This is a genomic window from Johannesbaptistia floridana, from assembly GCF_057440575.1.
Window position 1 is genome coordinate 1 of the sequence record NZ_JALKVM010000207.1, and the last position, 14,259, is coordinate 14,259.

Sequence of the window (14,259 nt, forward strand, 5' to 3'; positions counted from 1 at the left end):
GACTTTTATCAAGCCCCCGTTATACCGCCTTAGCGGTTAACGGTGGGTTTGTGACTAAATTTGACTTCGCCTTCACTCACGAGTAATATCATCTCCGCTTATATACTTACGATTAAAATAGCAAGAGGGAGAAAGCTATGCTTTATAAGCAACTCGCCAAACCCTTGTATAGCTCCGGGAGCAGGGGAGTCATTTTAAGTAAAATTACTTAATTGTCTAATTAAATGTATATTTTTATACATTATTTTATTAAACAAAATCTAAAAATATATTACACCACAAGTTACGTTTTTTTGTCAAGTTTTATGTTAAGAAAGATGTTTATAAAGCATAGGTATTAGGGGGGCAGGGCTGTTTTGTTCTTGACAAAGAAAATGGTGAGGAGAAGCAGGGAGCACCGGAGCTTCTGAGCAGGGAGAGGGGATTTTTTACTAATAATAAATCCCCTTTTTTCTAATGATAGCTAAAAAGAGCGTAAACTTTTGTTGTGTCTAGCTTTTAGCTTACAACAAAATTTTAGAATAAAACAGCCCTGGTATTAGGGGGGGGTAAAAGAGAAATGAACTTTTTCTGAGGTTAATTTAGTACATAAGTACTGGTGCAAGATCTGAGTAAAAATAAAGGTACTTTGAAAACGGGATTTGATATAATATGTTTTTGCTCAATATAGTTTATTACTTTTGTAAATATCTTTTTCTTTTGGTCTAACAGCGATCGCCGATAAGATCATCATCATATTTTTATCAATTTTTTGAGATTGCGTTGCGTTATACTACGTACTGCGCAGCAAGCCGGGGTCTGGGCGCAAGCCGGGGTCTGGGCGCAAGCCGGGGTCTGGGCGCAAGCCTTGCGCCCCTACTACTACTTTGCAGTTTTTTTCCACAGAAAACCAGCTCAAACCTATACCATATAAAAGATGTAGATGTAGGGTGCGTTAACCTGCGTGTAATGCACCATAATATCATCAAATCACATTGTTTAACTAAGTGGGTGGGCTTAATTAAAAGTTAAAATGGAGCAGGGAGAGAAAGGCTTTCACGTTTTAGAAGGGGTATAAAAATATTAGACGGTCGGATGTATCAAATAGATTTTATTCTGGCAGTTGATACTCTGAGACAATTTTTTTAGCGTATTCGGGAACGTGGGTGGCTAATTTTTCGGGATAGTTACGCTTAACATAGAGATAATTACGGGTAAAGTGAGAATCTATGGAAAAACGAGCATATTCTAACCCTTTAGGACCAATTTTTTCTATAACTACTCCCATTAGCTTAGCTGCCCACATTGGCAGGGTTACTCCCTTATCGTAAGCTGGTATACTCTGTTGTACCGCAGCCTTCCTTTGACCACTAGAAGTTACTGGTTGAGTATCTAATTGGTCTTTAACTATATCTAACATTTCTTGACCCAAGTCATTGCGCACCACAATCCATTGCCAGCCAAAGGGCGCTCCCATATAACCAACCACTAAATCAGCGAGAGAATTAACATAGTCAAAACAACTCATACAAGAAGGAGCAAAAACGTCTTTGAGTTGATTGGTTTTTAGGCCAAAAAATGGTACTTTTTCTGTTGAGCCGTCTTCATGACGAAAATGAACTTGAAAATCTTGCATAAATTCGTAATGAACTACGGTATCTGGGGATTTACTGGTAGTTTCTAAGAATTTTTGCAGACCTGCTCTAGTTACGTTGTCCACACAGGGGGTTCCTAACACATAGAGTTTTTCTAATCCTAATTCTTTTTCTACGGTGCGTAGAGCTTGAATCTGACAACCTACACCAATAGCGAGAATTCGCTTAAATCCTGACTGTTCAATTTGTTCTAGGATAGACAAGTTAGGTGATAGGGTAGGTTTATTAACTTTTGCTGCTAGAACTTCTTCTGGGGTTGTGGCTAAAATTGGCAGGGGTTGAAAGCGGTCTGACTCGGTATTTTGCACACAAACGACTCCCTCTACTTTGCCTTGGTTGAGCATTTCACAGGCGATCGCACTCACTATTCCTGTCCATTGTGCTCCTGCGATAGGTTCTTGTTTGCGGGCGGCAAACATTTGCTGATGTACACCAAAATAAAGCTCGTCTTGATTTTCTAAATCTCGGCTTCTACCATGGAACTGTGATTCTAATTCAGCAATTTGTTGTGTTAAAAAGGCGCAGGCTTCTTTTACATAATGAATGTAGTGGGTATCGCATAGACCACATTCACTACATAGTTCTTTAGCGGGGCGACGACTACCTGGTTTAAGAGCTTTTGCTTTGTGATGAGGTGCTAGTGAGGTCATATTATCATACATCTTATTAAATATGGTTTTAATCATGCCCATTATAACTTTTAAAAGCTATAAGGGCGTTTTTTAGTCTACTGAGGTACAAAAGGTTAAGACAATGGTTGGAACAAAAAATGTACCTCATGAGTATGAAAATAGCTATATTTATTCTCATACTGGTGAGGTACAGAGGTTATCCTTTTGAGGCAAGAGAGGCAAGAGAGTTAGGTACAACCTCATGAGTCCGAGAAATGCTATATATTTATTCTAAAGGTATTATATAAAGCGATCTAAGGCGGATTTTAGTTCAGCAATTTCCGATTCGATATTTCCCTGTTCTGCGGCACGGGTGATACACTCACTCAAATGTTCATCTAGAATAATACGAGCCACACGATCTAAAGCGCCTCTAACTGCGGCTACCTGTACTAAAACTTCTGGACAAGGGCGACTATCTTTGACCATAGTTTTGATGCCGCGAATATGTCCTTCTATGCGTGATAGTCGATTAACTATTTTTTTTAAGGCTTCTTCGCTGTGTATGTGACTATGTTGTTCGGAAGATTGATCGCCATTGTGGTTATGATTGCTGAAATCAGAATATTCGAGAAATTGATTAGTTGAAGTCATAGGTAATTATCAAAGGTATTAGGAAGGTAGATTTTAGAGTTTTACCGTGTCTTAATTCAAGACACGGTAATCAATCTACCTATTCTTCTTCATCATCGTCATCTAGGTTTTCTTCTTCTAATTCTAATTCATCAGGCTCCTCATCAAAGTCTTCAAAAGAATCATCTTCAAAAGAGGAATAGTCTGAAACTCCCTTGGCATAAGCTCTAGCTTTGCGGTCGTCTATGATGAAATCTTCTGAGTCAGGTAACATTTCCTTCGATGATAGCAATTCTGAGTCATTTTCATAATCAAATTCACCATTGATTGGATCTATTGTTATTCTTGACTCCCGTTCATCTGTCCGAAAATCTCTGGTTTTTCCTGATGTTTCATAAAAATCAAAGTTCGACTCGTCCGCTGGTTCGTAACTAGTGGCGAGGGATTCATCATAGGCATTGAACCCTGTTCCTGCGGGAATCAAGCGCCCAATGATTACATTTTCTTTGAGTCCACGTAACCAGTCTGATTTACCTTCGATGGCGGCTTCTGTTAGAACTCGTGTTGTTTCTTGGAAACTAGCCGCACTAATAAAGCTATCTGTGTTCAAAGATGCTTTAGTAATACCTAGAAGAACTGGTGTATATCTCGCCGGGGCTCCACCAGTAATTGACATAGCGTCGTTTACTTGTTCGATTTGACGCAATTCCGTCAATTCTCCTGGAAGCATAGTAGTATCACCTCCATCGTCAACACGGGCTTTTGAAGTCATCTGTTTAACAATTACTTCAATATGCTTGTCAGAGATATCGATTCCTTGAGATTGATACACGGATTGAACCTGGTCTACTAGGAATTTTTGGGTTTTTTCCAGGGCGGCTAATGCTCCTTCATAAATACCCTTTTTTTCTTCGTAGTAGTTGAAGAAAATTTCTAGGATTTCGTGGGGATTAGAGGGGCCATCTGTTAATGGTTGTCCTGCTTCTACTTTTTGGTTATCGGAAACTACCACATTTTGACCAGGACTAATAGGATAGTCACTGATTGTCCCATCATCTTCAACGATTTTAATATCTACTGTTTCATCTTCCCAGTGTTCTACTTGGCATACTCCTGGGCTTCTGGCCAATACACAGGCTTCTTTAGGTTTACGGGCTTCTAAGAGTTCTTCAATTCTTGGTAAACCTTGGATGATATCTCCTGTTTTCGACCGTTCAAAAACTAGTAGAACTAAATAGTCACCACGCTGTACTAAATCACCGTCGTTGACGTGGAGAATTGCTCCTGGTGAGACACGATAGGGGCGAGCAAGTCTTAGGGTCAATTCGGTTTCCTCGCCTTTAGTATCAATATCTATAACTTGTAAAGATTCTGAGCTGGTCAAATCTTTGGCTATTTCTGTTCCTGCTACTAATAAATCTCCTCTCTTGACCTGAGGTTGAGAGCATTTTTGTTTAATCAAGTCTTCTTCACGCATAATCAGAATGCGTCGAATTGCTTCTGTGCCTTCACGAATACCACGAACAATGCCTATTGCTTTTGATTGAATTTGAGTTGTAGCCACCGTTGCCCCGGGTGCAATTTCATCTCCATCTTGTACTGTGAGTTTAGTTTGTACAGTACCTGCTAGAGGGTCGCTATCAATATCACGTCGTAGTCCTAGGGATTCTAAAACTACCAGCTGTAGTCTTTTTATTTCTGGGTTTTCAGTATCCTCTACTAATTCAATATCAGCACTTAAGTTTAGATTTGTTTCTAATGATTGGTTCTGGATTTCTAGGACTAACTGAGTGTTGAGTAGAGAAACACCTTCTACTGATTTAACTCTTTCTCCGTCTTTAAAGGGAATTTTTTGCAGAGAACGCAGTTCAATTGTATTGTTTCCTTCCTGGTTAATAGAGTTTTGAGAAAGAGAACCCGCATTAGTATCTATGGGATATTCTTTTACTGGTCTTAGGAGTATACTGTAGCCGGTATTGGATTCAATAATTTCACAGTAACTCAATTTTTCCACTACTATACCGGGGAGAATTTCGGTACCGGGGTTAACTACGGATTCATGAGGTATTTTATCTCGTAGTTCTATATCTATATCTTGATAATATTCTCCTTGTTTAATGATAATTTCCCGGAGAATATCATTTTTCTGAACTACCTCAATTACCCCTGCTGTTTGAGCGTAAATATCTTTAACTATTTCGGTTCCGGCTTCTACATAATTGCCATTTTCTACTTCTAGTAAAGATATATCTTTGTTAACCTCGTGAGTTTCTTCAGGTATCCACAAGAGTGTACCACCTTGGGTAATTTCGTATCCTTGTTTACGAGAACCTTTAGCTACTTCTACTCCTGCGTATTTAATAATTCCACCACTGTTAGTTAGGTAGCGGTCGTCGAGCAATTCAGCAATAACCTGATGATTTTGAACTTTAGTACCGGGAGTAGCGATTAAACGGAAACACTCCCCTGATGCTGTATCAATTACGTATTGGTCGCTCCCTCCTGAACTTTCCATTCTTACGTCTGCTTGGTCTAGGATGACGGAAGCTGTAATAATTTCTACTTCCCTAGCGTCTGGTTTTAGTCTTACTACTCCTCCAGAGCTAGTTTTTAGGGTAGTTTCTGCTAATATCGTCCCTATTTCTACTTTGTCTCCGTTTTTAACTACGGATTCAGCTCCCGGGGGCAGATTATAAACTTCACCAGATAAAATCCAGAGTAAGCCTCCTCTGCTGGCGGTTCTGGTTGTATTCCCTTGGCGGTCTACTTTTTCTTCGGAACTTAAGTCGGCGTAGAGTACTTCTCCTGCTAGGTCTGAGGCTACGTCTTTGGTGGCTTTTTCTGTTGATTTTTGATGTTTAGCTGAGGCTACTTCTACTAGTAATTGACCTGTTGTTACTGTTTCTCCTTCTTTCCCATAGATTACTGACCCTGGAGTTACGCTAATTTTAGTTTTTTCTCTTTCTCCTTCGATGATGATATCACCAGGAATTTCTACCTGTTCTACTTCGTCTCCGTGTCTGGTTCTTACTTTGCGAGTGGCTACTTTACCGAATACTAGTTTTCCTGGATGTTTAGCTTTTTCTTGACGGGCTACTTCTCCGGTGAATACTCCTCCTGTATGGAAGGTACGCATGGTTAACTGAGTTCCTGGTTCCCCGATTGATTGAGCGGCAATAATTCCTACTGCTTCTCCTATATCTACTAGGTGACCATGGGCTAAGGACCATCCGTAACATTTCTGACACACAGAACGGGCGGCTTCACAGGTTAAGGCGGAGCGCACTTTTACTTGTTTTACTGCTTTCCCAATTCGCAGAGATAGGTCTTGATCAATATCCTGATTTTGTTTCCCTATTACTTCTTGAGTCTTTGGGTCGATCACATCTTCTGCGAGGACACGACCAAAGAGACGATCTGAGAGGGGAATCACTACGCGATCGCCGCTCATCATTGAGGATATGGTGATGCTTCTTTGGGTTCCACAGTCTATTTCTCTAACAATCATGTCTTGAGAAACATCTACTAATCGTCGGGTCAAGTATCCTGAGTCTGCTGTGCGCAGGGCTGTATCTACCAATCCTTTTCTCGCACCATAAGAAGAAATAATATACTCTGTTACTGTCAATCCTTCCCGAAAGTTAGTTTTAATTGGTAAGTCAATAATTTCTCCTTGAGGATTAGCCATCAAGCCTCGCATTCCTACGAGTTGGCGTACTTGGCTCATATTTCCTCTAGCTCCCGAGAAAGCCATCATGTATACTGAATTCAGGGGATTAGTTTCTCTAAAGTTTTTTACTACTTCATCTTTCAGGGCTTCTGAGGTACTATTCCAGGTATCAATTACTTTCTGAAAGCGTTCTACTTCTGTAATTTCGCCTTTAGCGTATCTTGTTTCTGTTTTATCTATTTCTTCTTCGGCGCTCTCCAGCATTTCCCGTTTTTTTGGTGGTACCTGTAAATCTTCCACACTAATGGACACTGCTGCTTTAGTGGCGTAATGAAATCCTAGGGCTTTTAGTTCGTCAGCCACTTGAGCTGTCCGAGCTGAGCCATAGTTACTAAATGCCCAAGCGATTAATTTTTTCAGCCCTTTTTTGTCTATAATTTTGTTGTAGAATACCATATTTACCCTGACTTTTCCTTAAAACAATAGTTATTCTTTATCAGTCATCCCTTCCCCGTATTTTCAATCCGGTACAAGGGAGCTTACCGCCCTGAGGCGGTTACTACTCATGACTGTTCTACATCTTCGTTCACTTCTGTACTAAAAGATTCGTAGGTTGGACGATTAGGAGCTTTTGAGCTTTTGACATCGGCCATCAAGTTTACTTCTTTATCTCTTGTGCTACCTTCTGGGGTGGTTTCAATTTTATGAACTGCTATATCTAACCCTAAAGATTGTAGTTCTCGCATTAGTACTTTAAATGATTCTGGTGTTCCTGGGCGTGGGATTGGTTTGCCTTTTACGATAGCATTTAGAGCTTCATTGCGACCTTGCATATCATCTGATTTTACTGTCAATAATTCTTGCAGGGTATACGCTGCTCCATAAGCTTCTAGGGCCCATACTTCCATTTCTCCGAATCGTTGACCTCCTTGTTGAGCTTTTCCTCCTAAGGGTTGTTGTGTCACCAAGGAGTATGGACCTGTGGAGCGGGCGTGAATTTTATCATCTACTAGGTGAACTAATTTCAGCATATATGCTTTCCCCACAGTTACAGGATGGTCAAAGGGTTCTCCTGTTCTGCCATCGTATACTTGAATTTTCCCCGGATTTTCTGGATTATAAATCCATTCTTTGTTTGGGCGACGTGACCCTTCTTCTAAGAGACTATTTACTGTATTTCTCGAAGCTTCTTCAGCGTGCATTTCGTCAAATGGTGTCATTTTGAAGCGAACGTTGAGATTTTCTCCTGCCCATCCTAACAGGCATTCAAATACTTGACCTACGTTCATCCTACTTGGCACCCCTAGGGGATTTAGTACTATATCTACGGGAGTTCCGTCCGGTAGATAGGGCATATCTTCTATGGACATAATGCGGGAAATAATGCCTTTGTTCCCGTGTCGTCCTGCCATTTTATCTCCCACTTGAATTTTGCGTTTTTGAGCTACGTATACCCGTACTACCATATTAGCGCCTGGGGGCAGTTCGTCTCCGTGTTCCCGAGTAAACACTCGCACATCCACTACTCTACCTTTTTCCCCGTTAGGAACTCTCAAGGAGTTATCTCGCACATCCCGGGCTTTTTCTCCGAATATAGCCCTTAATAATTTTTCTTCTGGTGGCTGGTCTGATTCTCCTTTTGGTGTTACTTTTCCTACTAATATGTCTCCTGATTCTACCCAAGCGCCCACTCTAATTACGCCATCTTCGTCAAGATTTCTCAGGGCCTCTTCTCCTACATTTGGTATTTCCCTGGTGATTTCTTCTGGTCCTAGTTTAGTTTGACGGGCTTCTATTTCGTGTTTTTCTATGTGGATACTGGTATAGACATCGTCATATACTAATCTTTCACTAATCAAAATCGCGTCTTCATAGTTATAACCTTCCCAGGGCATATAAGCTACTAGGATATTTTGACCTAAAGCTATTTCTGCCCCTTCTGTAGAGGACCCATCTGCTAACACTTGACCTCTACATACTTCTTCTCCTGGATATACTAGAGGTCTTTGATTTAAACAGGTATCTTGGTTAGAACGGCTATATTTTTGTAGGGCATATTCTACCTCTCTTGGAGTTTTTGCACTGCTTCCATTTCCTGGTTTTTCAATTTCTTTTATTCTAATTCTCTCTGCGTCTACATAGGTAATAACTCCGTCAAATTGGGCGATAATTACCATTCCTGAGTCTCTAGCTGCTTGAGCTTCTAAGCCTGTTCCTACCAGAGGTCTTTCTGGTCTTAACAGAGGTACTGCCTGACGCTGCATATTGGACCCCATCAAGGCTCGGTTGGCATCATCGTGCTCTAAAAATGGAATTAACGATGTTGCTACTGAGACAATTTGTACTGGTGAAACTGCTACATAGTCTACTTGTTCCGGGGTAGTAATAGAAAATTCTTGTCTGTATCTTACTGGTACTGTGCTATCTATTATCTTCCCTTCGTCGTCTGTTGGTACGTCCCCAGGTGCTACGCGCAGGTCATCTTCTTCATCTGCTGTTAAGTATACTGGTGGTTCATGTTTGTATACTTTCCCATTTTGAGCTCTATAGTAAGGGGTTTCTATAAATCCATAGGGGTTTATTCTTGCGTAGGTAGCTAAGGAACCGATTAAGCCTGCATTAGGACCTTCTGGTGTTTCTACTGGACAGATACGGCCGTAGTGAGATGGGTGAATATCCCTCACGGCAAAGCCTGCTCTTTCCCTGGTCAATCCCCCTGGTCCTAAAGCTGATATTCTTCTTTTGTGGGTTAATTCTGCTAAAGGATTAGTTTGGTCCATAAATTGAGATAATTGGGAGGAACCAAAGAATTCTTTTATCGCTGCTACTAATGGTTTTGGATTCACTAGAGATGTTGGTGTGAGATTTTCTGGTTCACTCACTGTCATTCTTTCTCTAATAATTCTTTCGAGACGACTTAAACCCACTCTTACTTGGTTTTGCAGCAATTCTCCTACGGAACGTACTCGACGATTACCTAGGTGGTCGATATCGTCTATACTCCCCATATCAAATTCTAAATTGATTAAATAATCAATTACTGCTAATATGTCAACAGTTGTTAGTACTCTCTCTGTGTCTGCTACATTCAGTCGCAGTTTTTTATTCAGTTTATATCTACCTACTTTACCTAGGTCATATCTTTTGTTATCGAAGAATCGAGCTTCTAATAGTTGCTGTCCTCCTGCTACTGTTGGTGGTTCTCCTGGTCTTAGTTTCCGGTATAAATCTATTAAAGCTTCTTCTTCTGTAGGATTGCCTTCTTTTTCCAGGGTCTTCATATAGTATTCTGGATGGCGCAAGGAGTCAAATATTTCTCCATCACTTAGTCCAATGGCTTTTAGTAATACTTGAGCTGATAATTTACGAGTTTTATCGATTCTTACCCAGACAATCCCGTTTTTGTCGGTTTCAAATTTTAGCCAGGCGCCTCTATTAGGTATCAATGAGGCTGAATAAGTACGTCTTCCGTTTTTATCTACTTCTGATTTATAGTATACTCCCGGAGAACGTACTATTTGATTCACTATTACTCTTTCGGCACCATTAATTATAAATGTGCCTCTTTCTGTCATTAGGGGTAAATCCCCAATAAATACTTCTTGTTCTTTTATTTCTCCTGTTTCTTTGTTTTGTAACCTAGTAGGTACGTACATCTGCACCGCATAGCTACTGTCTCGACGTTTTGCTTCGTTAACGTCGTATTTTGGTTCTTTTAATTTATATTCTTTGCCGATAAAATGAAGTTCTAATTTTCCTGTATAATCTCTAATGGGTGAAAAGCTTTCTAGTTCTTCTATTAAACCTTCTTCGAGAAACCAGCGAAAACTTGAACGTTGAATTTCAATCAGGTCTAGCAGGAGATTTTGTTTTGTATTACTCATCTTTTTTTGGTTTTAGTTCCCTTGACAATAGTAATGATTGAATAGTAAGGTTTGTTTTGCTTTTGCACTTGAGATTGAGATAAATTGCTTTTTTCTCTAAAATTGTGCTTCTAGTATTGGATGGAGTTATTTTTTTAACTTAAATAATTCTTGAGCATTTTTAGTTGTTTGTTTCGCTAGAGTTTCTAATTCTACTTGTCTTAGATTGGCCAGAAATTTTGCTACATGAAGAACATTTGCTGGTTCATTTCTCTTCCCTCTTTTTGGTACTGGCGCTAAGAAGGGGCAGTCTGTTTCTATCAGCAGGCGGTCTTCTGGTACCATTTTTGCGCTTTCTTGTACTTGTTTGGCATTTTTAAAGGTTACAATGCCACTAAAGCTGATATAAAATCCTAAATCTAAAAACCACTCAGTTTCTACGGGAGTTCCACCCCAACAGTGCATTACACCCTTGAGTTTTGGCTTGAGTTTTGGCTGTTGCTGTTGAAATTCCCACAGCATCTCCCGCAGGTCTTCGGCGGCGTCGCGACAATGGATTATTACTGGTTTATCTAACTCTTGAGCTATCTTTAATTGTTCATAACATGCTTTTTTTTGTAAATCACAATTATCAGCTTTGTGGTAATCTAAACCTGTTTCTCCAATTGCCACTACCCGCTCATCTGATTGAGCTAATCTCTTGATTTCTTGGTAACTTTCTGGTTGCCATTTTTCTACATCTAGGGGGTGTAACCCTACTGCCATGGATAGTTCTGGAAAAGTATCAGCTAAAGCTTGGATGCTTGTAAATTCTGCTGGTTCCACACAGGAATGGACTAGTTGAGTTACCCCGGCTTCTCGCCAACGAGCTTGCAGTAACTCTAAATCTTCTTGAAAGACTTCATAGTTAAGGTGAACATGACTGTCTATTAACTGCATTTACTCTTTTTAAAATATTGTTCCTTAGAGATTGAGAGTTAGAGATTGAGAGGTGTTGAAAATTTTGCTACAGGTTTACTCTGCTACTGCTGTTTCTGTTTGGTTTTCTGTTATTGTAGCTTTCATGACTCTAGCTAGGCGGGCTTTTTTTCTCGCTCCATTATTTTTATGGTATACCCCTCTTTTTACCGCCTTATCTATTTTACTATATGCTGCTGAAATTGATTCTTCAACTAACTTCAGTTGTTCTTGGTTAGGAGATTTGCCGTATTCTTCTACAGCTTGGAAATATTTTTTCATTAAAGTTTTGACCGCGGATTTATAGTTTTTGTTCCGCAGGCGGTTCCGTTCAGCGATTTGGCTGCGTTTAATTGCCGATTTGATATTAGCCACAGTTATCCTAATAAAATTAATTTTTTAGATTGAAAATTCACCGAAAAAGTATTATAACAATTAATAGTAGTGGTTGACAAGGGAAAAATAAAAGTCAATTAGGTTTACGTAAATAATTATAGCATAGACTAAGATCAACATCCCACCACGATCATCGGAGTACCGATTATCGTGAAGGCTTGCAAAAGCCTATAGTTGACCAGTCTTAGTTCTTTAACAACTACGTTTTTAAATTCATCACACTACAAATACCTCGCCAGTTTGTAGCTTCTGTGGTTAAAAGTTAAACATCTGTATTTGGGATAAAGAAGTGCTGTTAACTTGACAAACTTTAAAAACATTGACGAGGCGACCTTTACCCTAGAAATAGGAGTTAAACTCATGGGAGTTTTTGTCTTAGATTCCCACAAAAAACCATTGAATCCAAGCCATCCTGGAAGAGCTAGAAAGTTCTCAATCAAGGGAAAGCAAGCGTATTTAAACGTTATCCATTTACCATTATTCTTAAGGAGGAAAAACCATTACATACAAACAATAATTGTAATGTAAACCTATTCACAAATCAGATGGATATAACTATGCAACATAATAATGGTCCCTCATTTCCTTTCATCGCTAACCTGATGAGAGGTTTAGCGAGAGTCTCCATGAGGGCGGAAAGATGATAAATCGGAAAACAAAAAGGGGAGATTTAAACAATCTTGGAAAAATACGAGGTAAGCTAGAAGAGTGAGTAAAACAGGGAAAGTGAGCTACTCAGTGGTGAGAAAGTGCTAACCAAATTAATCACTCACATTTTGGGTAGTAGCGAAGAAAGGTGTTAAAACTCTATGCTGCGAATAATTACTAAAGAGAACGAGGCAAAAATAGAATTGGGTCGCATCAGCGATCGCAATTACGATGAAAACATTAGTGAGCGAGAAAATGCTGTAAGAGAAATTGTCAATGATGTCAAGTCAAGGGGTAATCAAGCACTGCTGGAGTATACAGAAAAGTTTGACAGACAAAAATTAACCACTGAGGAGTTAAAAGTAAGTGGATCTGAGTTAGATGCAGCGTACCAAAAAATTTCGAGAACTTTGTTGGAATCCATCAGACTAGCTTGTGCCAACATTGAAGCGTTTCATAGGCAAAGAATACCTAAATCTTGGGTAAATTTTGGACCAGATGAAGTGGTATTAGGAAAACGCTATACACCAGTAGATAGTGCGGGATTATACGTACCAGGGGGAAGGGCGGCTTACCCAAGTACAGTGTTAATGAATGCGATTCCGGCGAAGGTAGCCAAAGTAGAAAAAGTGGTGATGGTAACGCCACCGAGTAATAGTAAAGAAATTAATCCGGCAGTATTAGTAGCAGCAAGTGAAGCGGGAGTAAGTGAAATATATCGGGTAGGGGGTGCTCAGGCGATCGCAGCTTTAGCCTATGGCACAGAAACCATACCAAAGGTTGATGTCATCACAGGTCCAGGAAATATTTACGTGACTCTAGCCAAAAAGATGGTATACGGGCGGGTAGGAATTGATTCTCTAGCAGGACCTTCGGAAGTATTGATTATTGCTGACCACCATGCTAATCCCCAACATCTAGCCTGTGATTTACTAGCGCAAGCAGAACATGATCCCATGGCATCGGCTATTTTGATTACCACTGATGAGGGAATAGCTAAGCAAGTACAAATAGCAGTAAAAGAACAACTAGAGAATCATCCGAAGAAAATAGCTACAGAAAAAGCGTTAGCTCACTATGGCTTAATCATTGTGGTTGACTCTCTACAAACCGCTTCAGAATTATCTAATTTATTTGCGCCGGAGCATTTAGAGTTAGAAGTAGTAGACCCCTGGGATTTAGTTGAATCTATCCGTCATGCGGGAGCAATTTTTCTCGGTAATTCTACCCCAGAAGCTGTAGGAGACTATTTAGCTGGACCTAATCATACTCTTCCCACTTCTGGGGCGGCTCGTTATGCTTCGGCTTTAGGGGTAGAAACTTTTATGAAGCATTCTAGTTTAATTCAGTATTCTCCCCAAGCTTTAAAAAAGGCAAGCAAAGCGATTCAAGCTTTAGCAGAAGCAGAGGGATTACCTTCTCATGGGGAATCAGTCAGGATGAGAACCGAAAGTGAAGACCAATCTGATAGTTAACTCTGATTAAATTTTTGGATTCATCTTGGAGAATTAGGCTTAAACAGGCCCAGTATTGGTGCTAAAATAATACCGAATACAAAGCCTCCCGCGTGTGCCCAATAGGCCACACCTCCTTCTTCCATGCCTATACTCACACTAGTGTTAAATGAAGCTATACCATTAAAAGCCTGTTGTAGAAACCAAAAACCCAAGAAAGCAAAAGCAGGAACTCTCAAAGGAATAAACAGGAATCCCAAGGGCTAAAAACAGTTGAAAAATATCTACTCATTACTGCTAAAAATTGTTCATTTGATTAGCTAAATAGCCATAATGGATAAGTTTTAGTTGGTTGACAATTAGGGACAAAGGGATAATTGAGAGATAATTACT

8 protein-coding genes are annotated in these 14,259 nt (G+C 39.9%); 1 reads left to right on the top strand and 7 read right to left on the bottom strand.

Translation table 11 applies throughout. The features are described from left to right. Positions 1-1,090: 1,090 nt before the first annotated feature. The 6 genes from MW688_RS13570 to rpsT all read right to left on the bottom strand — a co-directional run bounded on the left by MW688_RS13570 (position 1,091) and on the right by rpsT (position 11,743). Positions 1,091-2,284 carry a Coenzyme F420 hydrogenase/dehydrogenase, beta subunit C-terminal domain gene (locus MW688_RS13570; RefSeq protein ID WP_486736554.1) on the bottom strand — a complete coding sequence of 398 codons (1,194 nt, stop codon included), beginning with the start codon at positions 2,282-2,284 and terminating at the stop codon, positions 1,091-1,093. A 261-nt stretch (positions 2,285-2,545) separates the two neighbouring features. After that, a complete protein-coding gene (locus MW688_RS13575; protein WP_486736547.1) occupies positions 2,546-2,899 on the bottom strand; it encodes a metal-sensing transcriptional repressor in 354 nt (117 codons plus the stop codon). A gap of 79 nt (positions 2,900-2,978) precedes the next feature. Next, positions 2,979-7,004, bottom strand: a complete 4,026-nt coding sequence (locus tag MW688_RS13580) for a DNA-directed RNA polymerase subunit beta' (protein WP_486736548.1) — start codon at positions 7,002-7,004, stop codon at positions 2,979-2,981. Positions 7,005-7,111: 107 nt separating this feature from the next. Further along, positions 7,112-10,432 (bottom strand): DNA-directed RNA polymerase subunit beta, encoded by a 3,321-nt coding sequence (gene rpoB / locus MW688_RS13585; protein ID WP_486736549.1) that lies wholly within the window; start codon positions 10,430-10,432, stop codon positions 7,112-7,114. A gap of 126 nt (positions 10,433-10,558) precedes the next feature. Further along, entirely contained in the window at positions 10,559-11,350 is a 792-nt protein-coding gene (locus tag MW688_RS13590) for a TatD family hydrolase (RefSeq protein WP_486736550.1), read from the bottom strand. Positions 11,351-11,425: 75 nt separating this feature from the next. After that, positions 11,426-11,743 carry a 30S ribosomal protein S20 gene (rpsT, locus tag MW688_RS13595; protein ID WP_486736551.1) on the bottom strand — a complete coding sequence of 106 codons (318 nt, stop codon included), beginning with the start codon at positions 11,741-11,743 and terminating at the stop codon, positions 11,426-11,428. Positions 11,744-12,573: 830 nt separating this feature from the next. Here rpsT and hisD point away from each other — a divergent pair. Beyond that, positions 12,574-13,887: a histidinol dehydrogenase gene (gene hisD / locus MW688_RS13600; RefSeq protein ID WP_486736552.1), complete on the top strand. Its 1,314-nt coding sequence runs from the start codon at positions 12,574-12,576 to the stop codon at positions 13,885-13,887. Between the two features lie 20 nt (positions 13,888-13,907). On the opposite strand, the gene MW688_RS13605 is transcribed toward hisD, so the two are convergent. After that, positions 13,908-14,126 (bottom strand): hypothetical protein, encoded by a 219-nt coding sequence (locus MW688_RS13605; RefSeq protein WP_486736553.1) that lies wholly within the window; start codon positions 14,124-14,126, stop codon positions 13,908-13,910. Between the last annotated feature and the right edge of the window lie 133 nt (positions 14,127-14,259).